The 26896-nt window shown below is 38.3% G+C and carries 26 protein-coding genes and 1 other annotated feature; of the genes, 20 read left to right on the forward strand and 6 right to left on the reverse strand.

Annotated elements, in window-relative coordinates:
• The first annotated feature begins 47 nt into the window (after positions 1 to 47).
• The gene (locus IGJ45_RS00090) at positions 48 to 443 is read left to right on the forward strand and encodes a DUF4809 family protein (protein WP_409531398.1); all 396 of its coding nucleotides are present in this window, start codon (positions 48 to 50) and stop codon (positions 441 to 443) included.
• An 88-nt stretch (positions 444 to 531) separates the two neighbouring features.
• Here IGJ45_RS00090 and IGJ45_RS00095 read toward each other — a convergent pair whose 3' ends face one another.
• Entirely contained in the window at positions 532 to 1776 is a 1245-nt protein-coding gene (locus IGJ45_RS00095) for a glutamate-5-semialdehyde dehydrogenase (RefSeq protein WP_103300720.1), read from the reverse strand.
• On the reverse strand, positions 1773 to 2582 hold the full coding sequence (gene proB / locus IGJ45_RS00100; RefSeq protein WP_005473069.1) for a glutamate 5-kinase: 810 nt from the start codon (positions 2580 to 2582) through the stop codon (positions 1773 to 1775). Before proB ends, IGJ45_RS00095 begins: the two co-directional genes overlap by 4 nt.
• A 211-nt stretch (positions 2583 to 2793) precedes the next feature.
• Here proB and IGJ45_RS00105 point away from each other — a divergent pair, with 211 nt between their 5' ends.
• From IGJ45_RS00105 to IGJ45_RS00160, 12 genes are all read left to right on the forward strand, one after another.
• Positions 2794 to 3303 (forward strand): dUTP diphosphatase, encoded by a 510-nt coding sequence (locus IGJ45_RS00105; RefSeq protein ID WP_005473067.1) that lies wholly within the window; start codon positions 2794 to 2796, stop codon positions 3301 to 3303.
• Positions 3304 to 3355: 52 nt separating this feature from the next.
• The gene (gene radA, locus IGJ45_RS00110; RefSeq protein ID WP_003129268.1) at positions 3356 to 4726 is read left to right on the forward strand and encodes a DNA repair protein RadA; all 1371 of its coding nucleotides are present in this window, start codon (positions 3356 to 3358) and stop codon (positions 4724 to 4726) included.
• 202 nt (positions 4727 to 4928) lie between these two features.
• Positions 4929 to 6056 carry a PIN/TRAM domain-containing protein gene (locus IGJ45_RS00115; RefSeq protein WP_103300719.1) on the forward strand — a complete coding sequence of 376 codons (1128 nt, stop codon included), beginning with the start codon at positions 4929 to 4931 and terminating at the stop codon, positions 6054 to 6056.
• Positions 6057 to 6233: 177 nt separating this feature from the next.
• The gene (gene gltX / locus IGJ45_RS00120) at positions 6234 to 7691 is read left to right on the forward strand and encodes a glutamate--tRNA ligase (protein ID WP_103300718.1); all 1458 of its coding nucleotides are present in this window, start codon (positions 6234 to 6236) and stop codon (positions 7689 to 7691) included.
• Positions 7688 to 7883 (forward strand) — a binding site (T-box leader). (Overlaps the previous gene by 4 nt.)
• A gap of 67 nt (positions 7884 to 7950) precedes the next feature.
• On the forward strand, positions 7951 to 8496 hold the full coding sequence (gene epsC, locus IGJ45_RS00125; protein WP_003129273.1) for a serine O-acetyltransferase EpsC: 546 nt from the start codon (positions 7951 to 7953) through the stop codon (positions 8494 to 8496).
• The gene (cysS, locus tag IGJ45_RS00130; RefSeq protein WP_103300717.1) at positions 8480 to 9889 is read left to right on the forward strand and encodes a cysteine--tRNA ligase; all 1410 of its coding nucleotides are present in this window, start codon (positions 8480 to 8482) and stop codon (positions 9887 to 9889) included. Before epsC ends, cysS begins: the two co-directional genes overlap by 17 nt.
• Positions 9886 to 10326, forward strand: a complete 441-nt coding sequence (locus IGJ45_RS00135; protein WP_003129275.1) for a Mini-ribonuclease 3 — start codon at positions 9886 to 9888, stop codon at positions 10324 to 10326. The genes cysS and IGJ45_RS00135 overlap by 4 nt, the downstream gene beginning before the upstream one ends.
• A complete protein-coding gene (gene rlmB, locus IGJ45_RS00140; protein ID WP_003129276.1) occupies positions 10274 to 11101 on the forward strand; it encodes a 23S rRNA (guanosine(2251)-2'-O)-methyltransferase RlmB in 828 nt (275 codons plus the stop codon). Before IGJ45_RS00135 ends, rlmB begins: the two co-directional genes overlap by 53 nt.
• Positions 11098 to 11616, forward strand: a complete 519-nt coding sequence (locus IGJ45_RS00145; RefSeq protein ID WP_005473058.1) for an NYN domain-containing protein — start codon at positions 11098 to 11100, stop codon at positions 11614 to 11616. The genes rlmB and IGJ45_RS00145 overlap by 4 nt, the downstream gene beginning before the upstream one ends.
• Before the next feature lie 94 nt (positions 11617 to 11710).
• A complete protein-coding gene (locus IGJ45_RS00150; protein WP_003128971.1) occupies positions 11711 to 12271 on the forward strand; it encodes a sigma-70 family RNA polymerase sigma factor in 561 nt (186 codons plus the stop codon).
• Between the two features lie 87 nt (positions 12272 to 12358).
• Complete coding sequence (locus tag IGJ45_RS00155; RefSeq protein ID WP_003128972.1) at positions 12359 to 12604, forward strand: Veg family protein; 246 nt, start codon at positions 12359 to 12361, stop codon at positions 12602 to 12604.
• 72 nt (positions 12605 to 12676) lie between these two features.
• Positions 12677 to 13114 (forward strand): GNAT family N-acetyltransferase, encoded by a 438-nt coding sequence (locus IGJ45_RS00160; protein ID WP_003128973.1) that lies wholly within the window; start codon positions 12677 to 12679, stop codon positions 13112 to 13114.
• A gap of 129 nt (positions 13115 to 13243) precedes the next feature.
• Here the strand turns inward: IGJ45_RS00160 and mscL are convergent, their stop codons facing one another.
• A complete protein-coding gene (gene mscL, locus IGJ45_RS00165; protein WP_005473052.1) occupies positions 13244 to 13687 on the reverse strand; it encodes a large conductance mechanosensitive channel protein MscL in 444 nt (147 codons plus the stop codon).
• Between the two features lie 149 nt (positions 13688 to 13836).
• Here mscL and yfmF point away from each other — a divergent pair, with 149 nt between their 5' ends.
• The 7 genes from yfmF (at position 13837) to rny (ending at position 22624) form a co-directional block, all read left to right on the forward strand.
• On the forward strand, positions 13837 to 15105 hold the full coding sequence (gene yfmF, locus IGJ45_RS00170) for an EF-P 5-aminopentanol modification-associated protein YfmF (RefSeq protein ID WP_003128975.1): 1269 nt from the start codon (positions 13837 to 13839) through the stop codon (positions 15103 to 15105).
• Positions 15098 to 16396 (forward strand): EF-P 5-aminopentanol modification-associated protein YfmH, encoded by a 1299-nt coding sequence (yfmH, locus tag IGJ45_RS00175; protein WP_081131856.1) that lies wholly within the window; start codon positions 15098 to 15100, stop codon positions 16394 to 16396. The genes yfmF and yfmH overlap by 8 nt, the downstream gene beginning before the upstream one ends.
• A 332-nt stretch (positions 16397 to 16728) precedes the next feature.
• Positions 16729 to 17634 carry a helix-turn-helix domain-containing protein gene (locus IGJ45_RS00180; protein WP_409531397.1) on the forward strand — a complete coding sequence of 302 codons (906 nt, stop codon included), beginning with the start codon at positions 16729 to 16731 and terminating at the stop codon, positions 17632 to 17634.
• Between the two features lie 111 nt (positions 17635 to 17745).
• Positions 17746 to 18327, forward strand: a complete 582-nt coding sequence (pgsA, locus tag IGJ45_RS00185) for a CDP-diacylglycerol--glycerol-3-phosphate 3-phosphatidyltransferase (RefSeq protein WP_409531396.1) — start codon at positions 17746 to 17748, stop codon at positions 18325 to 18327.
• 82 nt (positions 18328 to 18409) lie between these two features.
• Positions 18410 to 19648, forward strand: coding sequence for a competence/damage-inducible protein A (locus tag IGJ45_RS00190; RefSeq protein WP_003128983.1), 1239 nt, complete (start codon positions 18410 to 18412; stop codon positions 19646 to 19648).
• Between the two features lie 103 nt (positions 19649 to 19751).
• Positions 19752 to 20798, forward strand: coding sequence for a recombinase RecA (recA, locus tag IGJ45_RS00195; RefSeq protein WP_003128984.1), 1047 nt, complete (start codon positions 19752 to 19754; stop codon positions 20796 to 20798).
• Between the two features lie 251 nt (positions 20799 to 21049).
• Positions 21050 to 22624: a ribonuclease Y gene (gene rny, locus IGJ45_RS00200; RefSeq protein WP_029487351.1), complete on the forward strand. Its 1575-nt coding sequence runs from the start codon at positions 21050 to 21052 to the stop codon at positions 22622 to 22624.
• Between the two features lie 108 nt (positions 22625 to 22732).
• On the opposite strand, the gene treR is transcribed toward rny, so the two are convergent.
• Genes treR through IGJ45_RS00215 form a run of 3 tightly spaced genes read right to left on the reverse strand, consistent with a single transcriptional unit; the run spans position 22733 to position 26795 of the window.
• Positions 22733 to 23449: a trehalose operon repressor gene (gene treR, locus IGJ45_RS00205; protein ID WP_003128986.1), complete on the reverse strand. Its 717-nt coding sequence runs from the start codon at positions 23447 to 23449 to the stop codon at positions 22733 to 22735.
• A 53-nt stretch (positions 23450 to 23502) separates the two neighbouring features.
• On the reverse strand, positions 23503 to 24153 hold the full coding sequence (pgmB, locus tag IGJ45_RS00210) for a beta-phosphoglucomutase (protein WP_003128987.1): 651 nt from the start codon (positions 24151 to 24153) through the stop codon (positions 23503 to 23505).
• Between the two features lie 14 nt (positions 24154 to 24167).
• Positions 24168 to 26795, reverse strand: a complete 2628-nt coding sequence (locus IGJ45_RS00215; protein ID WP_113848998.1) for a glycoside hydrolase family 65 protein — start codon at positions 26793 to 26795, stop codon at positions 24168 to 24170.
• Between the last annotated feature and the right edge of the window lie 101 nt (positions 26796 to 26896).

Genomic DNA, 26896 nt, shown 5'->3' on the forward strand with positions numbered 1-26896 from the left:
AAAGAGATGTTAGTGAGGTAAACTGGTAAAAAAAAGCAGGTGAGAACATGAAAGCAATTATCAAAAGTAAACATTTTATTACGGAAGGAGGGTGCAATGCTTGCCAGGCCTTTGAGTTAGAAACGTTTACGATGCACTTAGAGAATGGTAAAGAAGTTTCTGTAGAAAATCTGGACGTAGCATCTTTAGTAATGCCACTTATCCAAAATGAGCATTGGCAGACAGAGCTATTATTAGACGAAGAAGAGGGCTACATTTTTCGAAAAGAGAATCAAGAAGTGAAATTTGTGGATAATGATGCTACACAAGTATTTGTTTCAAAAGAACAAAGAATTGTTTGTCAGAAAAAAGCCTGTGATCAGGAATTGTTTACAGAAGCAAATGCAGTTTTACAGCAACTCTTCGCTATGGAACCAGTTGAATTTGTAATTGAACAAGCATAATCAATTAGAAAAGCAGCTTGAAAAAGAAACTTTCAATCAAAAGTGAAAATCACTTAAAGATTGAAGTCTCCGGAATCAAGCAGCTTTTTTATTTACGTATTTGACCTTCTCCATAGATAATATATTTGGTGGAAGTCAGAGCTTCAAGTCCCATTGGGCCTCTAGCATGCAATTTCTGAGTTGAAATGCCGATTTCTGCTCCAAAACCAAAAACAAACCCATCCGTGAATCGTGTAGATGCATTGACATATACTGCAGCAGCATCTACTTCTTGTAAGAATTTCTGAGAGGCAAAGTAGTTATCCGTGACGATAGCTTCAGAATGCTTAGTGTTGTAATGATTGATGTGGGCAATTGCTTCATCGATGGAATCTACAACTTTGATGGCTACAATATAATCTAGAAATTCGGTTTGCCAATCTTCTTCAGTAGCAGGTTGCGCATTTATTAAATAGTTACGCGCGTTAGTATCAGCACGCAACTCTACTTTATTTTTTAGTTCTTTTTCTAGTAAAGGTAGAAATTCTGCTGCACAACTTTTATGAACGAGGATCGTTTCGATTGCATTGCAAACAGAAGGTCGCTGAGTTTTGGCATTGACAACAATGTCGACAGCCATCGGAAGCTGTGCAGCTTTGTCAATAAAGATATGGTTGTTACCTGTTCCTGTTTCAATGACAGGAACTGTTGCTGTTTCTTTGACACGACGAATGAGGTTAGCACCGCCTCGTGGAATCAGTACATCCAAGTACTTGTTCAAGCGCATCATTTGATCAGCCACTGCATGACTGGTGTCATCAACAAATTGAATAGAATAGGGTGAATATCCATTGGCGCTTAATGTTTCTTGCAAAAGATTTACAAGGATTTGATTTGAGTAGAAGGCTTCTTTACCTCCTCGCAGAATGACAGCATTCCCAGATTTGAAACATAGACCGGCAGCATCTGTTGTAACATTGGGTCTTGCTTCATAAATAATTCCCACAACACCTAATGGTACACGTTGTTTACCAATTAAGAGATTATCACTATTGCGCCACATTTTGTCCACGATTCCAAGTGGATCAGGGAGCTGAACGATTTTTCGAATACCAGTTGCCATCTCCTTGATTCGTTCATCAGTTAATTCTAGGCGATCAATTAAAGTTGAATTTAATGCATTTTTTTTTGCAGCAGCAAGGTCTTTTTTATTTTCTGTTAAAATTCGTGAACGATTTCTTTCAAGTGTATCGGCCATAGCTGATAGTAAGTGATTTTTCTCAGTAGCGGTTAGTAAGCTAAGTGAGGCCGCACTTTTTTTTGCTTGCTTTCCCAATTGCATTAAATCGATCATAATGTTTCCTCCTTGTAAAAGTAAGTGCCAACCTTTTTGCCAGCTAAGATATCAAAAATGATTTTAGGCTGTTTCCCATTCGCCAAGATCATTGTGGCATCTGTTTTGAGAATACGATCCGCAGCTTTTAATTTGCTTGACATGCCACCAGTTCCATACGGACTTCCTTTTCCGGTTGCTTGTTTCATTAAATCAGGTGTAATCTCAGTAATTTCATCATAAAGTTTAGCAGTTTTATGATGTAGCGGATTAGCAGTATAAAACCCATCGATGTCGGATAGCATAATCAACAGATCCGCATGGACTAACTGCGCTACAATTGCAGATAATTGATCATTATCACCAAATTTAGTAAGATGGTCCAACTCATCTATGGCAACTGTATCATTCTCGTTGATTATTGGGATAATTCCCATCGCTAAGAGCTGCTCCAATGTATTACATACATTTTCTCGACTTTGAGGAAACTCAATAATATCTCGAGTCAACAATAATTGAGCAGTTTTTTGATTGTAAACTTGAAAACGGTGATTGTAAATATTCATTAATTCGGCTTGCCCCACGGCTGCAACAGCTTGTTGCTGGGGGATTTCTACAGGACGTTGTGGAATGTTTAGTTTATTCATCCCTACACCAATAGCACCAGAAGAAACGAGAATAATCTCTTTGTTTTGATTCTTTAGATCGGACAGAACAAAAGCCAGTTCATCAATACTCGAGAAGTTGATATTTCCATTGGGATAGACGAGGGAACTGGTCCCAATTTTGATAACGACTCGATTCGCTTTTTTTAGTTTCTCTCGCATGGATGTAACCACCTCTTCTGAATTCAGTAAATAATATTTTTTCTATTGTACTAGCAAAATAGCCTTTCGTCATGTCCTTTTTCTATTTTCTTCGTTTTTTTGACTGCGGAAGCGAAGAAAATATAAAGAGTTTCTGTTAATTTTGTTTTCATTAAAGAAAACAAGGGTTACTATGCTAAAATGACTATATGTTTATTAATTGGAGGAAAAGATGAAGACACGTGGATTTGAAATTGTTTCAACATATGCAGATAAGGATATAGCTCTTCCGCAACGCGCAACACACCATGCGGCAGGGTATGATTTTGAAGCGGCAGAAGAAGTCGTAATACCTAGTATATGGAAAGCGGGGTTGATGAATGGCATCCAAGCGTTGACAGCTAAAGATGTTCAAAAAGCAATCAAACCGACACTGGTTCCGACTGGAATCAAATCATATATGGGAAAAGAAGAGTATTTACAATTAACGAATCGTTCGAGCAATCCTCTCAAACGTTTTTTGTTACTAACAAATGGTGTCGGAGTCATTGACAGTGATTATTACAATAATTCTGATAATGAAGGGCATATCATGTTTCAATTTACGAATTTTGGTCCCAGTGATTTGACCATCAAAAAAGGTGAACGAATTGGTCAAGGGATCTTCTTGCCGTTTTTAAAAGCGGATCAAGATGTAACCAGTCAATCACGCTCTGGAGGATTTGGTTCCTCAGACCTGTGATTGTTCGATATACGCATGCAGTCAGTCCTAGATAACGAATTGGAGGTTTGCAATGGCTAAGAAAGCAAAGAGTCAGTTTGTCTGCCAAAATTGCGGATATTCTTCACCAAAGTATTTAGGGAAGTGCCCTAATTGTGGTAGTTGGAATTCGATGGTAGAAGAAGTGATTCAAGAAACAACGGATCGGCGAGTACGGACCACTCTTACGGGACAACGGATGCAACCAACAAAAATTGCTGATGTCATACCAAAGAAAGAACCACGAGTACAGACCAAGCTAGCAGAGCTAAACCGAGTTTTGGGTGGTGGTGTTGTTCCGGGATCATTGATTTTGATTGGTGGTGATCCAGGGATCGGCAAGTCGACTCTTTTACTGCAAGTCTCACAGCAGCTTGCAGCTATTGGCGGCAAAGTATTGTATGTTTCGGGTGAGGAAAGTGCAGAGCAGATAAAAATGCGTGCCCAGCGTTTAGGAGCCATTGATACGGAATTTTATTTATATCCAGAAACGGATATGTCTGAGATAAGCAAGGCAATCGAAAATCTAACACCGGATTATGTCATCATAGATTCGATACAAACGATGACACAACCAGATATCACTAGTGTGGCAGGAAGCGTGAGTCAGGTTCGAGAAACGACTGCCGAACTTCTAAAACTGGCTAAAACCAACGGGATTGCTATTTTTATTGTGGGACATGTAACCAAAGAAGGTTCAATTGCTGGTCCACGAATGCTAGAGCACATGGTGGACACCGTTTTATATTTTGAAGGTGAAAAGCATCACAGCTTCCGTATTTTGCGTGCCGTCAAAAATCGATTTGGTTCGACAAATGAGATTGGGATTTTTGAAATGGAAGCAGGCGGATTGAAAGAAGTAGCCAACCCCTCTCAAGTCTTTCTTGAGGAGCGATTAGAAGGCGCTACGGGTTCTGCCATCGTTGTTGCAATGGAAGGCAGTCGACCGATTTTAGTAGAGATCCAAGCTTTGGTGACACCAACTATGTTTGGTAACGCTAAACGAACGACTACCGGATTGGATTTTAATCGTGTTTCATTAATCATGGCGGTCCTTGAAAAACGGGCTGGGTTGCTTCTACAGAATCAAGATGCTTATTTAAAAGCAGCTGGTGGTGTAAAATTAAATGAACCTGCAATCGATTTAGCAATTGCAGTCAGCATAGCCTCAAGTTATAAGGAAAAAGGTACGAGTCCTACGGAATGTTTTATCGGTGAAATTGGGTTGACTGGTGAGATTCGACGTGTCAATGCGATCGAACAACGGGTAAAAGAAGTGCAAAAATTAGGATTTACTAAAGTATATTTACCTAAAAATAATCTTACTGGGTGGCAACCGCCCAAAGGTATCGAAGTAGAAGGTGTGTCAACTTTATCGGAAACCCTACGAAAAGTTTTTCGTTAATTCTGATAAGGTCTTAGTTAAAAAAAAGAATAAATTCGAAGGTGAGACGAAAATAACGAAATTATCAGAACAAGAATGAATGAAGACTGTTTATTGAGAACTATTTGCATCAGAAGGTGCTATCTTTGTCCAGCTCTTTCTAAAAAAGATTTTTTCGTTTATGAGTCTCAGCTTCGTACTAAATTAGTTTGGAGGAACGTGTATGCAGAAACGAGTCATTACTGCGCTAATGGTTCTTGCTGGAGCAAGTTTAGGTATCTCATTAATGCCTGTTGCATGGCAAACCATTGGTCAATCAAAAAATGAATGGCTGAACAATAATATCACTAATAGTTTGCTTGGAGCCCTTATTTTCTTTTTATTATCTTTGCTATTAGCGAAATATATTGCAGCTGGAATTCGTAAAATTGAAGAAAAATTGAGTGAATTGAGTCTAACTTATTTATTATTTGGAGCAATCGGATCAATTATTGGTTTAATGATCGGGGTCATTGTATCGATTCCTTTTTATAATTGGGATATTCCTTTTATTAACGGAATCGCGCCTATTTTAGTAATGGCGTTGTTGGGATATCTTGGCTTTCAAATTGGCACGACTCGAATCGAAGAATGGAAAAAAATCTTTTCTTCTAAAAGCAAGAAAACAGAACCTGTTGAAGAACAACAGATGCTTGATCGTAAAATAGCTGATCATTTTCATAAGTATAAAATTCTCGATACGAGTGTTATCATCGATGGACGTATCTACGACATTGCTAAGACAGGTTTTCTTGAAGGGGTCCTATTAATTCCCAATTTTGTTTTATATGAATTACAATATATTGCAGATTCAGGAGACAGCTTGAAACGTGTACGAGGTCGACGTGGATTGGATATTTTGAATGCTTTGCAAAAAGAAGAAGGTATCGCTGTTGAAATGTATGAGGGTGACTTCGATGATATTTCTGAGGTCGACAGCAAATTGATCAAATTAGCAAAGATCCTTGATGGTATTGTGGTTACAAATGACTATAATTTAAACAAAGTTTCAGAATTTCAAAATGTTCCTGTGTTAAATATCAACGCTCTTGCGAATGCAGTTAAACCAGTAGTGATTCCTGGAGAAACAATGAATGTACTTGTTGTAAAAGCTGGAACGGAAAGACAACAAGGTGTCGCTTATTTGGATGACGGAACGATGGTTGTTGTTGAAGATGGACAGCATTACATGAATGAACATATCCAAGTAGTTGTTACGAGCGCACTGCAGACAGCTGCGGGACGAATGATATTTGCTAAACCGGCTCATTCAAGTCGTGGAATCGATAATCAGGAAGACACAAAAAATTAGCAATAATCAATGGCAATTGGCGGATTTTACGCCGGTTGCCTTTACTATTTTGCTTAATGATTGTACAATTCTAGCTGAGCGAACTATTTTATTATCGGAGATTTTCCCTATAAGCTAGAAGGTAAAAACCGAACAGCAAAGGATTGTTTGCAAATCAGATGAAGGAAGAGGAAAAAGATGACTAAAGTGCGAGTACGTTATGCTCCAAGTCCAACTGGACATCTACACATCGGAAATGCCCGAACAGCATTGTTTAACTATTTATTTGCACGTCATAACGATGGCGAATTTATTATCCGTATTGAGGATACGGATCAAAAAAGAAACATTGAAGATGGTGAGAAGAGCCAGCTAGAGAATCTCGCTTGGTTGGGTATTGATTGGGATGAATCCCCTGCAAACCCTGGAGAGTACGGACCGTACCGCCAATCAGAACGCGGTGAGTTGTACCAACCATTGATTGATCAGTTGCTAGCAAGCAATCGTGCCTATAAGTGTTATTGTACAGAAGAAGAGCTAGAAGCAGAGCGTGAAGAACAACGCGAACGTGGCGAAATGCCTCATTATGGCGGAAAATGCGCTAATCTAACACCAGAGGAGCAAGCGGAAAAAGAAGCACAAGGTATCCAACCAGTTATTCGTTTCCGAGTTCCTAGAAATACAGAGTATAAGTTTCATGATATGGTAAAAGGTGAGATCGTTTTTGAGTCAGATAATGTAGGCGGCGATTTTGTCATTCAAAAGCGCGATGGGATGCCAACATATAACTTTGCAGTGGCAGTTGATGATCATCATATGAAAATCACACATGTATTGCGGGGCGATGACCATATTGCTAATACACCAAAACAATTGATGATCTATGAAGCATTTGGTTGGCAAGCGCCACAATTTGGACACATGACACTGATCATCAACAGCGAAACTGGTAAAAAGCTAAGCAAACGCGATGAATCAATTTTACAATTTATTGAGCAGTATCGTGAATTAGGATACTTACCAGAAGCAATGTTCAATTTTATCGCATTGTTGGGTTGGTCCCCAGTAGGAGAAGATGAGTTATTTTCTCAATCTGAATTGATCCAAATGTTTGATCCAGAACGCTTGAGCAAATCACCAGCGGCTTTTGATGCTAAAAAATTGGAGTGGGTCAACAACCACTATATGCGTCAAATGGACCTGGATCAGTTGACAGAAATGTGTTTGCCATATTTAATCAAAGCAGGTCGAATTGAAGAAGAGCCTTCCGCAGAAAAAAGAGAATGGCTGAAAAAAATCGTCTCACTATATCAACCACAAATGAGTTATGCTGCACAAATTGTGGAAGTTTCTGAGTTATTCTTTAATGAACATCCTGAATTGGATGCTGCTGCGCAAGAAGTCTTGGCGGGTGAAACTGTTCCAACTGTACTCAATGCCTTTAAAGAAAAATTGACTGCAATGACTACAGTTGACGCACCAACAGTAAAAGCTGCAATCAAAGAGATCCAAAAAGAAACAGGAATCAAAGGCAAAAACTTGTTTATGCCAATTCGTGTTGCTGTCTCAGGACAAACGCACGGACCAGAATTACCGGATACAGTAGAATTACTAGGAAAAGAAAAAGCACTTGATCATTTAAATAATGTATTATAAACACGAAGAATAGACGAAGTACTTACCTTTTTTTTGAAGAGAGATCACGGGTGGTGAGAGTGATTAAAAAAAGTAAGGAAATGCACCTAGGAGTGGTTTTGGCGCAAGTCAAAAACGGCAGCAGACGTTACCTGCACCAAGGCAGAAAATTCTGTGAACAAAAGTGGAACCACGTGGTTGAGCGTCTTTTGAATAAGGAAACTTATTTGAAAGATGCTTTTTTGTATGTAAGTAATCAATAGGGGAAGCAGGTGAGAAGATGACTTGGACCCAAAAAGCAATTGCAGCAGCGAAAAAAAATGACCCTTCAGCTCGATCAACGCTGGAAATCGTATTGTCTTATCCGGGCTTTCACGCATTGTTTTGGCATCGCTGGTCGCATTTTTTATTTCAAAAAAAACTCTTTCTTCTAGCTAGACTCACATCCCAGTTTTGGCGTTTTCTGACAGGCATCGAGATTCATCCTGGTGCTCAGATTGGCGAAGGGGTTTTTATCGATCACGGGATGGGTGTTGTAATTGGAGAAACAGCTATTATTGAAGATGACGTCGTATTATTTCACGGTGTAACACTAGGCGGGACTGGTAAAGAAAAAGGGAAGCGCCACCCGACCATAAAAAAAGGGGCATTCATTTCAGCTCATGCACAAATTCTTGGCCCTGTCACAATAGGGGAAAGCGCCAGAATCGGTGCTAGTGCAGTGGTTCTTAGTGATATCCCAAATGAAGCGACTGCTGTAGGAATACCAGCCAAAGTCGTAAGAATCAAAGGAAAGAAGGTTAGCCAAGATGATCAAAATTTATAATACGTTAACACGTAAAAAAGAAGTTTTCCAACCTCTCGAACAAGGTAGGGTGAAAATGTATGTTTGCGGGCCAACAGTTTACAATTATATCCACGTCGGCAACGGACGTAGTGTAGTATCTTTTGACACGATTCGCAGATACTTAGAATATAGAGGGTATGAAGTCGATTACGTAATGAACTTCACCGATGTTGACGACAAAATTATTCGGACCGCCAAAGAATTGAAAACTTCTGCTCCAGAAATAGCAGATCGTTTTATCGAAGCATTCAATAAAGATACTGCGGCTTTAAATGTTCAACCAGCTACATTAAATCCGCGAGTAATGGATCACATCGAAGACATTATTGCGTTTATTCAAGTATTAGTAGATAAAGGTTACGCCTATATGGCAAATAATGATGTGTATTACCGTACACGTAAATTCAAGCACTATGGTCAGTTAAGTGATCAATCAATTGATGAATTAGAAGTTGGGGCCAGTCAACGAACGGGTGAAGAACAAAAGATCAAAGAAGATCCGTTAGATTTTGCTTTGTGGAAAGCGGCTAAGGAAAACGAAATCGCTTGGGATTCACCATGGGGACTAGGACGTCCCGGTTGGCACATCGAGTGCTCCGTTATGGCAACCAAACATTTAGGAGAAACAATAGATATTCATGGAGGTGGACAGGACCTGACTTTCCCTCATCATGAAAATGAAATTGCACAGAGTGAAGCGAAAACGGGTAAGACGTTTGCTAATTATTGGATGCACAATGGTTATGTCACGATTGGTGAAGAAGAAGAAAAAATGAGTAAATCTTTGGGCAATTTCGTTACTGTCCATGAAATGGTTCAAAAAATTGATCCTCAAGTTTTGCGCTTCTTTTTGGCTACTACCCAATATCGGCGTCCAATCAAATACAGTGAAACGACATTGAAAGAGGCAGAAACAAATCTGCAAAAATTGAGAACAGCCTTAGAAAATGCACAATTTCGTTTGCAAAATAGTAAAGAAGGATCCCCAGAAGGAACCGACCATGCCATCTTAGCAGAATTTGAACAGCGTTTTGTACAAGAAATGGATGACGATTTTAATGCAGCAAATGGTATCACAGTAGTATATGAACTTGCAAAATGGTTGAACACTTACAGCGAAAGTGCTTCAATCGATATAGAATTATTGACTGCTGCAGTTGAAAAATTCAAGGAATGGCTAGCCATCTTTGGGATTTACTTTGTGGGTGAGGAACTTTTAGATGAAGAGATCGAACAACTAATCGAAGAACGTATCCAAGCAAGACAAGCAAGAGATTTTGCCCGAAGCGATGAAATCCGGGATGTGCTAAAAGAAAAAGGGATTATCTTGGAAGACACAGCGCAAGGTACCCGGTGGAGAAGAGACGCATGAGAGATTACAAACAGTTGAACGGACTAGCGTTAGCCTATATTGGGGACGCGGTCTATGAAGTATACATTCGGGACTATTTGATTGAACAAGGACAAACAAGACCTAATCAGCTTCATCATATGGCGACACACTATGTATCAGCAAAAGCTCAGGCGGCATTGATCCAAAAGATGCTTGATGAAGAAATAATGACTGAAGAAGAATATGATTTTTACCGTCGTGGACGAAATAGTAAAAGCCATACCAGTGCAAAAAATGCTGATGTAACCACCTATCGCATTGCTACAGGCTTTGAATCCTTAATTGGGTATCTACACTTAACAAAGCAACAGGATCGTTTAGACACGCTCGTAGCTTGGTGTATCAAGAAAGTAGGGGAAGAAGATGAGGGAAAAGAAACAAAGAAAACCGTCGCGTCAAAACACGGTAAAAAATAAACAGCACACTAGAAAGAATTTTCGTGAAGAAACAACTGAATTGATAGATGAGAATTTTGTATTCGGTTATCATGCGGTAATTGAAGCGTTGAAAGAAGGACGCGGGAATAAATTATTTATGGCAGAGGATGCCAGAGGGGAAAAAATCGATGGGTTAAAAGAAGCTGCTCGTGCACAGTCTGTCCCAGTCAAGTGGGTGCCAAAACAAAAGCTCGATCAAATGAGCAATCAAGGCGTCCATCAAAGTGTGATTTTAGCGATCACCCCTTATGAATACCTATCTCTGGATGAATTATTGGCACAAACAAAAGAGCAGTCATTCTATTTGATTTTAGACAATTTAGAGGATCCACATAATTTTGGTTCAATCCTGAGAACAGCGGATGCTAGTGGGGTAGACGGAATCATTATTCCGAAACACCGTGCAGTAGGAATCACTCCTGTAGTCGTGAAGACTTCTACTGGTGCTGTAGAACATATTCCGATTGCTCGTGTCACCAATTTAAGCCAAGCGATTCAACAACTAAAACAAGCTGGTTTTTGGATTTTTGGAACGGATATGAAAGGAACTGATTACCGTTTGTGGAATGCTCAAGGGGCAGCGGGATTGATTATCGGCAATGAAGGTCGAGGAATGAGTGAAGGATTGAAAAAAGATGTTGATGAGATGTTGACTATTCCGATGACTGGTCATGTACAAAGTTTGAATGCTAGTGTGGCAGCTGGGTTATTAATGTATCAAGCTTTTACTAGTCGAAATGGGGCGCCGCAATGAAAACGCCCCTGCTAATCGTCGATGGCTATAATATGATTGGTGCTTGGCCTGAATTAGTCTTATTAAAAAACCAAGATCGTTTAGAAGATGCAAGAGAGGCGTTATTGCATCGATTATCCAATTATTCAAAATACGAAGGATTAAAGATTATTGTTGTATTTGATGCGCAATTGGTTCCCGGTGTTACTCAAAGCTATAGTAAATATCAGTTACAAGTCATCTTTACTGAAGAAGGTGAAACTGCTGACAGCTATATCGAACGCATCGCTGGAGAATTGAATGACCGTTTGACTCAAGTAACAGTTGCAACGAGTGACTTAGCAGAACAATGGGTTGTGTTTTCTCAAGGTGCGTTGCGAACTTCTGCTCGAGAGCTTTATAAAAGTATTGAAAAAACAGAAGAAGCAATCCATCAGCATCAAACAGACATCAAATTTGAAAATTTTCGCAGAAACTCTCCTTGGACGCCTGAACAATTAGCTGAATTAGAAAAAAAACTGCATGATTTGAGTTAGGGACAAAGATGGTTCGTTAAATGAGAAACTAATGAACAAGAATATGTTACGCTCTTTTTGTACCAAAAATTAAGCATAAAAGGAGCGTAACAAAATGAAATCAAACGAATCAATCAGTAGGAGTTCAGAAGAATTTGAAGCAATGTTTTTCAAGTATCGCCCTATCGTCGAGATTATGTACAAAAAATATTATCTCAAAGATTATGATTTAGATGATTGGATGCAAGAAGGCCGTATTGTTTTTAACAAATGTCTGCAAGCTTATGATGAAAACCGTGGAACAACACTAGGAGTTTTGTTCAAACGCTCGTTTGAAAATCGCGTCTGCAGTTTATTACGGTTGCAACAAGCACAAAAAAGAAAAGCACAATTAAATTCTTCTTCTCTTGAAGAAAAAATTTCTCATGAAGGACCAAATTTTCTCTCCGATCAAAATGAACAAACTGAAAAAGCGGAGAAGTATTTAATGCTTCAAGAAACTATGAATAAATACGATTCGCCATTTTCGAAGTTAGAGCAAATCGTTATAATGAATTACTTGAAAGGATTAGAACTTGAACAAATTGCAGAACAAACAGAACTTCCACTGCAACAAATTAAAAGCGCTTACAACCGCGGCAAAAAGAAATTGAGAGCGCTTCTTATGAACCCTTAGAGAAAATCTTATTGAAAGAATAATTATTTTATGGTAAACTTGAAATTTTCTGTAAATTATAGTATACTGTTGCTTGAGGTGAATGCGATGCCAACAACTTTAGCAACAATCAAAAAAGATTTAGAAGGTCGTATAGGCAGTGAAATCATGCTAGTTGCTCAAACTGGGCGTAAACGTCAAACGGAACGCCGTGGTGTTTTGACAGAAACATACCCTTCTGTGTTTGTCGTGGATTTAGATCCAAACGAAAATTCGTTCGAACGTGTTTCCTATAGTTATTCGGATATTCTTACTCGAACGGTTGAGATTGAATTTTTAACAAAAGCTGTTTGATCAGAAAAGGGCTGACAAAATGTTAGCTCTTTTTTTGTATTTTTTATTATTGATTAGTTAGGAGATAGTAGAATGATTGTTATGATAAAAGAGTTGCATGAGATGACCGGATTAGAATTTCACCAAATCGCTGCTTTACGTACTCAAGTGTTTGTCGTAGAACAAAATTGTCCCTATCAAGAAGTAGATGCAATTGATTTGATTGCTAAACATCTTTGTATTTTTGATGAACAGCAACAACTTGTTTCTTATGCAAGGATATATTTTATCGAAGGTACGGTTCATTTTGGTCGAGTTTTAGTAAATCCTCTGTTCCGTGGACAAGGGCATGGGGATCAATTGCTACAAGAAATCATCAAACAACTAAATCGTTTCTATCCAAATGCTCCGATTGAAATCGAAGCTCAAGCGCATTTGCAGAAATTTTACGGGAAATATAATTTTGTCACTGTTTCCGATCCTTTTGATGAAGATGGAATTTTACATGTGGTTATGAGAAAAGAGAAATAAAAGCAGTCATTACTTATAAAAAAAAAGATGAACAAATCATGAATAACTCTCTGCTCTGACATGTATTTGCCAGAGCTTTTCTGATTTCAAGAGCTATCCATTATTGTTCGAATCATTCTAAAAAACTATCTAGTTAAAAGGATCACGGTTTATATCATTAGTTGTGATATTGGTACGGGATTCTGTTTGTACTTTCAATAAGTCACGAATTTCTTGAAGATAGTCTTCGGCAGTAACTTCTGGTTCTTCTTCTTCAACTGGTTTTTGATGAAGATTGCGCAATTTATTCACAGCTTTAACGATTAAGAATAGAACAAAAGCAGTAATCAAGAATGTAATAATTGCAGTAATCACTTGACCGAAATTAAAGACGACATTTTTTTTAGGCTCCCAAACAAGCCCTGAAAATGCATCTTCGCTGCCGAAAAATGAAAATACCAGCGAAACTAATGGTGTTAAAAGACCTTCTACCAAACTGGTGACAATCGCTGTGAAGGCACTCCCGATGACAACCCCAACAGCTAAGTCAATCACATTTCCGCGCAAAATAAATTCTTTAAATTCCTTGATCATAAACAAACCTCCTTTAAATTTATTCTTAGTATAACGAATAAACGATGATTTATAAAAATATACGCCCGTAAAATGAGTAATTTTTCTGGAAAAATTCTGCATTATGCTATAATTGAAGAGATGATTTTTGAGAGGATAAGAGGTGCATTATGGCAATTGAACTAAAAAAAAATGTTCGACTTACGGTTTTGCCGACTAAAAAATATAAAACAATCCGTGTTTTTATTCGATTTACTTCGCAATTAGCGGCTGAAACGGCTGCGAAACGCACATTATTGACGAGTTTATTAGAGACAACTAGTTTGCGTTATCCCACTCAAACAGCCTTTAGTACGCAACTGGCAGAATTGTATGGAGCAAGCTTTGGCATGAATGTTAATAAAAAAGGGGATCTTCATCAAGTCAATGCAGCGATGTCGTTCGTCAACGGAAAATATGTTGCTGATGAAGAACTATTTACCCAAGCTGTTTCTTTTTTGAAAGAAGTGCTTTTTTTCCCAAATATTGTTCAAGATGAATTTGAATCAAAAAATTTTACGATCGAAAAAAGCAATTTGATTGCTTATATGAGAAGTATTGCTGAGGATAAACAGGCGTTTGCTTCATTAAGCTTACAAGAATTATTTTTTTCAAAAAGTGACAATCAAAAATTTCCAAGTTTTGGTCGTCCTGAAGATTTGGAAGATGTGACGGCAAAAGAACTAACAGAAACATATAGTTCTATGATTAAAGAAGATGCTGTAGATATTTTTGTGATTGGGGATGTCGAAGAAGATCAAGTAATTGAAGTTATGAAGGATCTCCCCTTTGAAAATCGTCCTGAAAAAGATCTTTCTGTTTTTTATCGTCAAGATTTGGAAAATATTATCCGCGAGAAAATCGTTAGAGAGCCTGTGACTCAGGCAAAACTGAACTTAGGTTATCGTACGGGTGTTTATTATAATCAACCGGAACGTTTCTCTCTCATGGTTTTTAATGGATTATTTGGCGGATTTCCTCATTCAAAACTATTTATGAATGTTAGAGAAAAAGAGAGCTTAGCTTACTATGCATCAAGTAATGTGGATACATTTCGAGGTTATTTATCTGTTCAAACAGGAATTGATGGCAGTAACCGGGATCAAGTCTTTACTTTGATTGAACAACAACTTCAAAGTTTACAAAGAGGAGAAATTACAGAGGCTGAATTGGCACAGACAAAAGCTATGCTTAAAAATCAGTTTTTGTTATCGTTGGATAGTCCACAGTCTTTGATTGAAACAGAATATCTTAATCAGTGGGTACCGAATACTAAAATGAGTGAAGAGCAATTTATACAGCGTTTGGAAGAGGTATCGGTCACAGATGTTCAAAAAATTGCTCAAAAGATCGAACTTCAAGCCGTATTCTTTTTAGATAAGGAGCTTGATCATGAATAAAAAACATTATAATCAAATAAATGAAGTCTTGTATAAAGAGATATTACCCAATGGATTAACAGTTTATTTATTACCTAAAGAAGGGTTTCATAAAACATACGGTCTTTTTAGTACAGATTATGGTTCTATCGATAATCATTTTGGTTATGCGAATGAAACGATGCATACTGTACCAGATGGTATTGCCCATTTCTTAGAGCATAAACTTTTTGAAAAAGAAGACGGTGATGTCTTTCAAAAATTTGGGCAACATGGAGCATCAGCCAATGCATTTACTAGCTTCACAAAAACGAGTTATCTTTTTTCGGCTACCAATCAAATTCAAAAAAATTTAGAAACCCTTTTAGATTTTGTACAGATGCCTTATTTTACGAAAGAAACGGTTGAGAAAGAGAAAGGGATCATTGGGCAAGAAATTCAGATGTATGATGATGATCCTAACTGGCAACAATTTTTTGGTGTCATTAAGAATCTATATCCAAAGCATCCGCTTCACATTGATATTGCTGGGACTGTTGAAAGTATAGCAGCCATCACAGCAGAAGATCTTTATCTGTGCTACCATACATTCTACCACCCAAGCAATATGACTTTGTTCATAGTTGGAAACATCGATCCAGAAGAGACAATGAACTGGATCAGAGAAAACCAGGCAGAAAAAACTTTTTCTGCAGCAAAAGAAATTAAGCGTCAATTTCCGGAAGAAACCGTTCAAGAAATTATTCCAGAAAGTATTATGAGGATGCCCGTTACGCGACCAAAAGGTGTTTTGGGTATCAAAGGGAATATGGAGAAACGTCCGACGGAAGGTCGGGAGTTGCTACGATATAAACAATCTTTGAATTTATTGTTCCAATTACTTTTAGGTAATACTTCAGCTAATTACTTAAGGTTGTATGATCAAGGAATTATTGATGATACGTTTGGTTTCGAAGTAAGTTTGGATCGAAGTTTTTACTTTGCTGATTTTTCTGGAGATGCAGAATACCCTGAAGAGATGCTTCAAGCGGTTGAAGAAATTTTATTGAATTATGAAAATGATCCTGAAATGAACGAGAAGAATCTTGAGTTACTTAAGAAAAAAATGCTGGGTAAATATTTTCAATCTCTCAATTCATTAGAATTTATTGCTAATCAATTTACACAAAGCTTATTTGGCGAAACAACACTCTTTGATTTGCCAGATGTTATACGTTCAATCACGCTCAATGATGTTCGATCTGCTGCTAAAGTATTCATTGATCAAAAAGCATTCAGTCGGTTTTACTTGCTACCAACTAAAACTAACTGATTAATCGTCATTGTGTAAGATGCCGTCTATGCATTTTCTGATAGATGGCTCTTGTTTTTGTAGAAGAATGAGTAATGAGATCAAAAAGTATTAAATTTTGTTTGCGACTTGTTTGAATGTTATCCTCAGTCAATTTTTTTTATGGTATTCTTTAAATGATACTGATTGAACAATTTTCATTTATGATGAAAAATCAAGAGTAAAAATGTTATATTTAATAAACAACCTATCAATTAAGCAATCCAAGGATGACAAGGAGAAACGAAGTGGATTTCCGATCCAAGTGTTTGCCTTCCATAAAATGAATAGTAAAGACTGGAGTAGATGATCGAGTGGCCAACGAAACTACGATTGGAGCAAAATTACGGCAAGCCCGTTTAGATAAACATATTTCATTAGATGAATTACAGCAAATGACAAAAGTTCAAAAAAGGTATTTGGAGGCAATCGAAGCCGATCGTTTTGAACAATTACCAGGAACTTTTTATGTTCGTGCATTTATTCGTCAATATGCCGCCGCTGTAGGTGAGGACGGAGATAAGTTAGTTTCTGTATTTGATGGAAAAGATACATTGGCAGAACCACTGCCTAAAAGACCTCAACCTGAGACCGTAAGCGGATCGAGAAAAGCTTTGCATGTAGAGGAAAAAGGCGGAACGTTTTTATCCCGCTACTTACCAATGATTTTATTAGGATTAGTAGCAGTCACTATTATCTGTATTGTTGGGTATATGGCTTGGCAAGACAGACATTCAACCCCTATGATTCAAGGTAGTTCGGCACCGGTGGTTGAGAATTCAGCCTATACATCAACCTCAAGCACGGTGGAATCGACAGCAAGCAAAGAAACGAGCGAGTCAGAGACTCAATCTTCTAGCAGCACAGAATCTAGTGAGAAAGAAATGACTATGACCAAAGGGGAATCTTCCCAATCAGATATCAGCATTTCAATTAAAGATGCGGCGAATCCAATTAAATTAGAGTTAACTGGATTAGATGCCTCGTGTTGGGTAGGCATTCTTGTAGACAATGCGTATGTCTACCAATATACTTTACAAGCGGGCGAAGTCCAATCGACGACATTGCCAGAAAATGCAACCAATGCAACCATTGTACTTGGTGCAAGTCAAAATATCCAGATTGCGGCAAACGGGCAAAAAATTGATTTCGATGATCCTCAGTATAAATTGCTCCAAAAAAATGTGCATTTAGCGATTGAGTATCAAGAAACAAACTGATCAGAAGAACGATTAATTAGTTAGAAAGATAACATTGTTCCTATGGCAAGTGCTGTAGTAGCATGATTTCCGTTTTTTTCGTACAATATTTGTCAGAGAGGAGCAAATTTTTTGAATTTACCTAATCAATTAACTGTATTACGCATCATAATGATTCCTATATTTATTTTAGTTTTGGCGTTGCCATTCGATTTAGGAACATTGGACGTTGGAGGCGTCGATTTACTCACAACACATCTGATAGCAGCCATTCTATTTGCTGTTGCAAGCATTACGGATTGGCTGGATGGTAAGATTGCTCGTTCCAGAGGATTGGTTACCAATTTTGGGAAATTTGCCGATCCCTTAGCGGACAAAATGCTGGTAATGACTGCATTTATTATGTTAGTCGAATTGGATAAGGCTCCAGCTTGGGTAGTCTCTATCATCATTTGTCGAGAGTTAGCAGTCACCGGTTTAAGGCTCTTGTTAGTAGAGCATCATGGTGAAGTTCTTGCTGCTGCTTGGCCTGGTAAAATCAAAACAGCAACACAAATGGTTGCCATTATTTTCTTATTTATTAACAATCTTCCTTTTTCACTCATAGGCATTCCATTGGATCAAATCATGTTGTATGTATGTTTGATCTTTACAATTTATTCTGGAATCGATTATTTCATTAAAAATGCCAGTGTTTTTAAAGGTTCAATGTAATTTCTAAAAGTTCAGAGGAATTCTGAACTTTTTTTGTAAAAAAAATCAATTACAACGTAGTTGATAATGAAGGAGTAATGAAATGAAGGCAGAGATTATTGCAGTAGGGACCGAATTGCTTTTGGGACAGGTGGTGAATACCAATGCAACTTTCTTATCAGAAGAATTAGCTAGTTTAGGAATCGAAGTTTACTATCATAGTGTTGTAGGGGACAATCCAAAGCGTTTGGAAGAGCTAGTAACACTTGCCGAGAATCGCAGTGACTTGATCGTATTTTGCGGCGGTCTCGGACCTACAGAAGATGATTTAACCAAACAAATCGTTGCACAGCATGTCGGTCAAGAGCTCGTTCGTGACGAAGCAGGGTATGAGCAAATGCTGACCTTTTTCAAAAATGGTCAGCGTTTTATGACAGAAAATAATTTGAGACAGACGTTGGTATTCAAAGATGGTACAGCGTTACCTAATGCAACTGGGTTAGCAATCGGTATCTTCTACCGAACAGCTACAGCGGCATATCTCCTGTTGCCTGGACCACCAAGTGAACTGAAACCTATGTTTATCCAACAAGCCCGTCCAATTTTGCAGACAGAGTTTTCATCAGAAGAACAGTTGATTTCTCGAGTATTGCGATTTTATGGAATTGGAGAATCCGCACTAGTAACTGAACTTGCCGATCTAATTGATTCTCAGAAGAACCCAACGGTCGCACCGTACGCTAAACCCAATGAAGTAACCTTGCGTTTGACGGTGAAAACTACGGATGAATCGGCAGGACAAGCCAAACTAGATGAATTAGAACAACAAATCCAAGCAAGAGTGGGCGAATATTTTTATGGATATGGAGAGCATACATCATTAGCTGAAGTAGTTGTTGATATGCTGAAAGAAAAGAAAAAAACTGTGACGGCTGCGGAGAGTTTGACAGCGGGACTCTTTCAAGCGACGCTGGGAGACATCTCAGGCGTGTCCCGTGTATTTTCTGGTGGTTATGTGACTTATGCTAAAGAGACAAAAAGTAAGATGCTAGGAATCAATGAAGACTTGCTAACAGCTTATGGAACTGTCAGCAAGGAATGTGCAGAAGCGATGGCGCTTGCTGCCCAAGCCAAAGAAAAAGCGGATTATGCCCTTTCTTTTACCGGGGTAGCTGGACCAGATGAGCTTGAGAATCAACGCCCAGGAACGGTCTGGATTGCTTTAGCAACCAATGAAGGTGTGAAAAGCAAGTGCTATCATTTTTCCAGAGATCGTGCATACGTTCGTCATAGTGCAGTAATGGCAGGATTAGATCTATTACGTAAGGAATTGTTAAGATAATGCGAATGTTTGTTCGTTTTTTCTTGCATTTTTTTAAAAGAAGGACTATTATTAACATAGTAATTGACACACGAAAGTGAAGAAAATAAGGGGGATTATCCGTTTGGCAGATGATCGTAAAGCAGCTTTAGATGCTGCACTGAAAAAGATTGAAAAGAACTATGGTAAAGGTGCCATTATGAAACTTGGTGAGAAAGTCGATCAACAAATTTCGACGATTCCAAGTGGTTCATTGGCTTTGGATGTTGCTTTAGGTGTGGGTGGTTATCCACGTGGACGTATTGTTGAAGTATATGGACCAGAAAGTTCTGGTAAAACGACAGTTGCTTTACACGCAATCGCTGAAGTTCAAAAAGGTGGCGGAACAGCAGCCTTTATTGATGCAGAACATGCATTAGATCCTCAATATGCACAAAAATTGGGTGTAAATATCGATGATTTGCTGCTATCTCAGCCCGATACAGGTGAGCAAGGTCTTGAGATCGCTGATGCTTTAGTATCAAGTGGAGCTGTCGATATTGTTGTTATCGACTCGGTTGCCGCTTTGGTACCAAGAGCTGAGATCGATGGTGAGATGGGTGATACCCACGTTGGTCTTCAAGCCCGGTTGATGTCTCAAGCATTGCGTAAATTATCTGGATCAATCAATAAGACCAAAACAATTGCGATTTTTATCAATCAAATTCGTGAAAAAGTTGGGATCATGTTCGGTAATCCTGAAACAACTCCTGGTGGACGTGCGCTTAAATTCTATTCGACGATTCGATTAGAGGTACGACGTGCAGAACAATTAAAATCCGGGACAGACATTATCGGAAACCGGACAAAAATCAAAGTTGTCAAAAATAAAGTAGCGCCACCTTTTAAAGTTGCTGAAGTAGACATGATGTATGGACAAGGAATCTCTCAAGAGGGAGAGTTGCTTGATATGGCAGTAGAGCAAGACATTGTTGATAAGAGCGGTGCTTGGTATGCTTATAAAGGAGATCGCATTGGTCAGGGGCGGGAAAACGCGAAAAACTATATGCGTGAACATCAAGAAATGATGATGGAAGTTTCTGCTCGTGTTCGCGATGCGTACGGCATTGGTACCGGAGAAACGGTCATTGAAACAGAAGATGCGCAAGAAGAACTACCATTAGACGAATAAGATCGTTTAACGATAAAGAAGAAGCCAAACATTCAAGTGTTTGGCTTTTTTTGTACAGTAATAACAGATCTGCTCATAAAAACTGCACGTTAAAATGAAACCTACAGGAGGTGATATACATAGGATTTAAAGTTGACACTCTTGTGTACAAACATTAGAATAAACTTATGTGGGTTTCCACATAGCAGTAGGCAACTTGATAATTTATTTTAATTTGTTTATCAAAACTACAAAATATTGTAAAAGATAGTATGGAGGTGGATTCATTGGAACTACTTTACATTCTCCTCGCTATCATCGGTTTAATTGTCGGTCTTGGATTAGGAGTTTTTGTGACCAAATCTCGTCACGAAAAAGAGATCAATGGCGCGCAAAATTCTGCAACTGGAATTATCGAAAGCGCTAAAAAAGAAGCAGAAACTCTAAAAAAAGAAGCATTGTTAGAAGCTAAGGAAGAAAATCAGCGTTATCGGTCAGAGATTGAAAGTGAGTTGAAAGAAAGCAAACTTGATTTAAAATCACAAGAAAATCGCTTGCTCCAAAGAGAACAAGTACTTGATCGCAAAGATGATTCTTTGGAAAAACGAGAGCACTCACTGGAAGAAAAAGAAAACAGACTTAGTGAGAAACAACAATTAATTGACGAGCGAGAAAAAGAAGTAGAAAAACTAATCGATGGGCAACAGCAAGAATTAGAGCGTATTGCGGCTTTGTCTAGAGAGGAAGCCAAAGAGTTGATCATGAAATCAACGGAAGAAGAGTTGAATCATGAATTAACGATTATGGTAAAAGAATCAGAGCAACGTGCAAAAGAAGAAGCAGATCGTAAAGCGAAAAACTTATTGTCACTAGCAATTCAACGTTGTGCTGCAGATCAAGTATCAGAAACAACAGTATCTGTCGTATCATTACCAAATGACGAGATGAAAGGTCGAATCATTGGACGAGAAGGACGCAATATTCGGACATTGGAAACATTGACCGGTATTGATCTGATTATCGATGACACACCAGAAGCAGTTGTACTATCAGGATTCGATCCAATCCGTCGAGAGATTGCACGAATGACATTAGAGAAACTGATCCAAGATGGACGGATCCATCCTGCACGTATTGAAGAGATGGTTGAGAAATCCCGCAAAGAAATGGATGAACACATCCGTGAATATGGGGAACAAGCAGCCTTTGAAGTCGGTGCACATACCCTACATCCTGATTTGATCAAGATATTGGGACGTTTACGCTTTAGAACCAGTTATGGACAAAACGTATTGAATCACTCAATTGAAGTGGCAAAACTTTCGGGTGTTCTAGCTGCTGAATTAGGTGAAGACATTCAGTTAGCAAAACGTGCTGGACTGCTGCATGATATTGGAAAAGCACTTGATCATGAAATTGAAGGCTCACACGTTGAGATTGGTGCTGAACTTGCTGCCAAATATAAAGAAAATCCTGTAGTCATTAACGCAATTGCATCCCACCATGGAGACGTAGAAGCTACTTCAGTTATCTCTGTGCTGGTAGCTGCAGCAGATGCTTTATCCGCTGCTAGACCAGGTGCACGTAGCGAATCGTTGGAAAACTATATCCGTCGTTTACAAAACTTAGAAAATATTGCGAATGGCTTCAAAGGTGTAGATTCAAGTTTTGCTGTACAAGCAGGTCGAGAAGTACGAGTTATGGTTAAGCCAGAAGAGATTTCCGATTTAGATGCGGTTCGTCTAGTACGTGATATCCGTAAAAAAATTGAAGATGATCTTGATTATCCAGGACATATTAAAGTAACGGTTATTCGTGAAACGCGAGCAACTGATTACGCTAAATAGCATAAAAAAGAACCTTGGCTTTTAAAGCCAAGGTTCTTTTTTATCAAATAGTTTAGCCCTCGTTAGCAGGATTAAAATTAATCAAAGCCGCCTAGTACTTAAGAGAGGTTAGATTTTTCTTCTGCGCGCAAAGTCTACAAATCGAAACTTATCTAAGCGATGTATCGATTCAGTGTATTCAAAACAGCGTGTGTCTTCAAGATAAACCAAACTACGTACAGTAACAACATGTTGATCATCAGGATGAAGGTCCATTAAATCTCTTAATTCTTTATTGACTGGATCCACGGTAATTTCTTTTTGTGCATAGGCAATTTCAAGTCCAAGATCATTTTCAAAGTAATCATAGATCGAGTCTTGTGCTCGACGTTCAGGCAATTCTTCAATAATCGAAGCATCTAAATAATCTTTATCTAGAATGACAACTTCACCATCAATCTTTCTTTGACGTACCAATTTCCAAGCTTCAGAAGCAACTGGCCAATCAGTAATACCATGTAATTTTGGTGAAACGGCGATCTTACGAATTTCAACTACTTTTGTTTCACTAGGAATACGTTGAGTATCTTGTAATTCTTTAAAACTAGTTAGACCAGAAATAGGAAAGTCAAAACGATTCAGATCTAAAACGATTGAACCTTTTCCTTGTTTTTTTTGAATGTAGCCAGCATTTTTTAAAAGATTCAAGGCTTTTCGAACCGTTTCACGAGAAACACTGTACATTTTGATTAATTGGTTCTCACTAGGTAAAAGAGAGTGTGGCGGGTATTCGTTTGACAGTATCTTTTGTTCAAGATCCAAAAATATCTCTTTGAATTTATTCATGGGATTGCCTCCTCTTGCCTATTATAGCGAGGGCATTTTTGAAAAGCAATCGGCTATTTGGCCAATAATTCATCAATTGAAAGATCCGTCAGTTTTTCGACGATTGTGTCAGCTCCATGCAGTTCTTCACCAGAATAGACACCAACTGCATACATGCCAGCTGCCTTAATGCCATCAATACCTGCTTGGGCATCTTCAAAACCAACTGCATCACTAGGTTTAATGTTCAGCCCTTTTGCAGCTTGGATAAAGATTTCTGGATCTGGTTTACCTTTAGAAAGTGTGGCTGGGTCAACGATTACATCAAAATCCTGCATGACACCCAATTTATCTAAAATAAATGGCGCATTTTTAGATGCCGATGCGATAGCACAAGGAATCCCCTTGTGTTTTGCTTCTTCTAGAAAAGTTTTGACACCCGGAAGAAGGTCATCCGGAGTCAGACTTTGAAGTAATTGAACATAGTGAGTGTTTTTTTTGCTTGCTAAAGCATCTTTTTCTTCTGAACTATAAGCATCATTTTTATTTCCTAATGTTAAAATACGCTCTAAGGAATCCATACGACTAATCCCTTTTAGTTGTTCGTTGAATTTTAAGTCGATTTCAATACCGATTTCAGCGGCTAGTTCTTTCCATGCGATATAGTGATATTTGGCTGTGTCTGTAATCACACCATCTAAATCAAAAACAAACCCTTTTTTCATTATGTTACTCTCCTTTAATAGTTGATAGATTGTTCTTTATTGGCTTTTAATTCATGAGTAGCGCCAGAAAGAATGATCGTTGTATTTTGGTCAGCTACAACTGTCAATGTTTCATGTGTAACATTAAAGTGATAATTAATACCTCTGACTTGAATATTAAATTGAATATTTTGCCATTGCTTAGGCAGATTTGGATCAATACGCATCACATCTTCCCGAAAATCGATTCCCGCAAATGTCGTTAGCGGAATATAGAGAGTTGCCGCCATTACACCCGCATGAATTCCTTCGGCGGTGGTTCCTCCTTGAATATCGCGGTAATCTGAATAGAGAGCCTCTTGATATAAAGACCAAGCGAGATCTTGCTGATCAACCATTGCTGCCAATTGAGCATGTACAACTCGAGAGAGTGTAGAGCCATGAGAAGTTCTGGCCAAATAATAATGCAAGTTTTTTTCTACATAATCTTCGGGTAAGCGGTAAGTAAGATCATCTAAGATTTGATGCACTTGCGCTGTTGAAAAATTGTAAAAAATCATTAGGCTGTCAGCTTGTTTGGCAACTTTGTATGCATCGGCGCTTTTTCCTTCAGCATTTAAAATACGATCCATACGATAAATGTTCCCATATTTTTCTCTATAATGATCCCAGTCTAAGTCTTTTAAATCAAAATAGCCTTCAAATTGTGCAATAATTCCTTCGGGATTAATTTCTAAACTTAAATTTTTACGAATATCGGTCATTTGTGAGAAATTGTCCTCTGAAAGCTGCACTTTAGCTGCTACACTTTGAAAGATTTCTGGTGAAAGTTGGTTGCGTAATTTTTCCACTTCTTCAAACAACCACACTACCATCATATTGGTATATGCATTATTTTTCAACCCACCTTTTTGACTGTTGGGATAGCTTTCATGAAATTCATCCGGTCCCATGACACCTTCGATTGAGTAACGGCCTGTGACAGAATTCAAAGTAGCAGCACTCTGCCAAAAATGAGCAATTTCTAAAATTAATTCTAAACCGTATTGCTCCATAAAAGATCGGTCACGAACGTTATGCCAGTACTGCCATACATTATAGGCAATCGCTAAAGAAACGTGACGTTGCAATCGGCTATGGTCTTCTTTCCACTCACCACTGATAGGATTCAAATGAAGTTCTTGTGACTGTTCTGTTCCATCTAAACCAGATTGCCATGGAAACATTGCGCCTTGGTATCCGGCTTCTTTGGCTGCTTTCTTGGCTGCCGTTAAGCGCTGATAGCGGTAAAGTAAGATCTCTCTGGCGGTTTTAGGAAAATGAAGAATATAAAAAGGTATGATGAATAATTCATCCCAAAAAATATGACCACGGTAAGCCTCGCCATGGAGACCACGGGCTGTGATACTAGCATCAAGAGATTGCTCATAGGCGTTGGGTGCTGCTGACACTAATAGATGGTATGTGTGAAGATTCAGCATTTTTTGTGACATGAGATCCCCATCAATGGTAATGGCTGCATTCTCCCATAGTTTGCGCCAAGCTTCTTTGGATTCAGCATACATTTCTTTAAACCGTGGTAGTGAAAGAAGTGCCAGCTTGCTAGTAGTTGTTTGTTCTCCCATTTGATATTTAGCAACAGTAACTGATTTTTCTAAAGTATAAGTTCTATTTTTCTCCGCAGAAATTGTTAATTTTTGAATTACTTTTTCTGCCGTTTTTTCTGATTTTAATGTTTCAAGAGAAAAGTCATCAGAAAATAATTGTGATGCTTGGCAAACCGTAATGTCAGACTGATTTGTACGGGCAATGAGCAGAGCTTTGCTCTTAAAATACTCCGTTGTTTGAATGGTCAAGTGCTTGTTTGTCAAGCTTCGATAGCGTGCGACATTATAATTGTAGACCGAACCATCTGCTTCACTTATCACGTCGATTTCTCCGGTAAAATTAAGTGGAGTAAAGCGGTAAAGGATGGAGTAGTGATGACTATTTTCCATATTAGCAATTTTTTGTGTTTCAATTCGTAATTGCTTTTTAGTTTGTGTTTCGATTTCAGCGAAGGAGGTAAATAATCCAGTTTTTAAATTTAATTGACGCTTAAAAGATAAAAGTGTATTTTGTGCGATATCGATTTTTTCGTTGTCAATGACTAAATAAATTTTTTGCAGATTTGGTGCATTGACGAAGTCCTCATTTGTAATGGTACGATCAGACACCTCTGACTCCGCCGTATTATAGAGACTTGCTAAATAAAGCCCAGGATAATTGGCATCGGAAATCTCCATTTCTGGTGTGGTACCACGCAACCCTATAAAGCCATTTCCTACTGTCAATAGTGATTCAACGGAGTACTCATCTTTGCCAGGAGTATAGCCATAATATTCTAATTGCCAAGGAATCTCCAAACGCTTCTCTTCAAAGCTTTCTTCAGTTCCACATACAAACGCTCGATTTAATTTTTCGGTTAACCATTGATCTAATGAAAAGGTTCCTTCTTCGTTAGTAAAGACGAATGAGTCGGAAAGGATTCCTCCCTCTTGATTCTTTTCCAATTGTTTCTTTAATGCTGCTATTCGTTCATTGGTGGTCCCTGTAAACGTGAATATAGCACCCATGTGGTCGGCCAATAGCCATTGATCATTAGTGATCTCAATTTTGTTCACAGTATTCTCTCCTTTCTACTTGTCTATACAGGCAAAATGATTATAACCGATATTGTAAGCTTTTTCAATTTAATAAGGCTGTTTTTTTAAATTATTGTGTA

The organism is Enterococcus sp. DIV0574 (assembly GCF_051711125.1).
Lineage (GTDB): Bacteria > Bacillota > Bacilli > Lactobacillales > Enterococcaceae > Enterococcus_D > Enterococcus_D gallinarum.

Bases quoted from the DNA above. Each gene is read 5' to 3' on its own strand.
- IGJ45_RS00095 (WP_103300720.1), bottom strand. From the start codon at position 1,776: ATGATCGATTTAATGCAATTGGGAAAGCAAGCAAAAAAAAGTGCGGCC.
- proB (WP_005473069.1), bottom strand. From the start codon at position 2,582: ATGCGAGAGAAACTAAAAAAAGCGAATCGAGTCGTTATCAAAATTGGG.
- radA (WP_003129268.1), top strand. From the start codon at position 3,356: ATGGCTAAGAAAGCAAAGAGTCAGTTTGTCTGCCAAAATTGCGGATAT.
- IGJ45_RS00105 (WP_005473067.1), top strand. From the start codon at position 2,794: ATGAAGACACGTGGATTTGAAATTGTTTCAACATATGCAGATAAGGAT.
- pgmB (WP_003128987.1), bottom strand. From the start codon at position 24,153: ATGAAAAAAGGGTTTGTTTTTGATTTAGATGGTGTGATTACAGACACA.
- IGJ45_RS00155 (WP_003128972.1), top strand. From the start codon at position 12,359: ATGCCAACAACTTTAGCAACAATCAAAAAAGATTTAGAAGGTCGTATA.
- rlmB (WP_003129276.1), top strand. From the start codon at position 10,274: ATGAGGGAAAAGAAACAAAGAAAACCGTCGCGTCAAAACACGGTAAAA.
- epsC (WP_003129273.1), top strand. From the start codon at position 7,951: ATGACTTGGACCCAAAAAGCAATTGCAGCAGCGAAAAAAAATGACCCT.
- yfmH (WP_081131856.1), top strand. From the start codon at position 15,098: ATGAATAAAAAACATTATAATCAAATAAATGAAGTCTTGTATAAAGAG.
- IGJ45_RS00135 (WP_003129275.1), top strand. From the start codon at position 9,886: ATGAGAGATTACAAACAGTTGAACGGACTAGCGTTAGCCTATATTGGG.
- treR (WP_003128986.1), bottom strand. From the start codon at position 23,449: ATGAATAAATTCAAAGAGATATTTTTGGATCTTGAACAAAAGATACTG.
- IGJ45_RS00160 (WP_003128973.1), top strand. From the start codon at position 12,677: ATGATTGTTATGATAAAAGAGTTGCATGAGATGACCGGATTAGAATTT.
- yfmF (WP_003128975.1), top strand. From the start codon at position 13,837: ATGGCAATTGAACTAAAAAAAAATGTTCGACTTACGGTTTTGCCGACT.
- cysS (WP_103300717.1), top strand. From the start codon at position 8,480: ATGATCAAAATTTATAATACGTTAACACGTAAAAAAGAAGTTTTCCAA.
- rny (WP_029487351.1), top strand. From the start codon at position 21,050: ATGGAGGTGGATTCATTGGAACTACTTTACATTCTCCTCGCTATCATC.
- IGJ45_RS00115 (WP_103300719.1), top strand. From the start codon at position 4,929: ATGCAGAAACGAGTCATTACTGCGCTAATGGTTCTTGCTGGAGCAAGT.
- IGJ45_RS00090 (WP_409531398.1), top strand. From the start codon at position 48: ATGAAAGCAATTATCAAAAGTAAACATTTTATTACGGAAGGAGGGTGC.
- IGJ45_RS00145 (WP_005473058.1), top strand. From the start codon at position 11,098: ATGAAAACGCCCCTGCTAATCGTCGATGGCTATAATATGATTGGTGCT.
- IGJ45_RS00150 (WP_003128971.1), top strand. From the start codon at position 11,711: ATGAAATCAAACGAATCAATCAGTAGGAGTTCAGAAGAATTTGAAGCA.
- gltX (WP_103300718.1), top strand. From the start codon at position 6,234: ATGACTAAAGTGCGAGTACGTTATGCTCCAAGTCCAACTGGACATCTA.
- mscL (WP_005473052.1), bottom strand. From the start codon at position 13,687: ATGATCAAGGAATTTAAAGAATTTATTTTGCGCGGAAATGTGATTGAC.
- IGJ45_RS00190 (WP_003128983.1), top strand. From the start codon at position 18,410: ATGAAGGCAGAGATTATTGCAGTAGGGACCGAATTGCTTTTGGGACAG.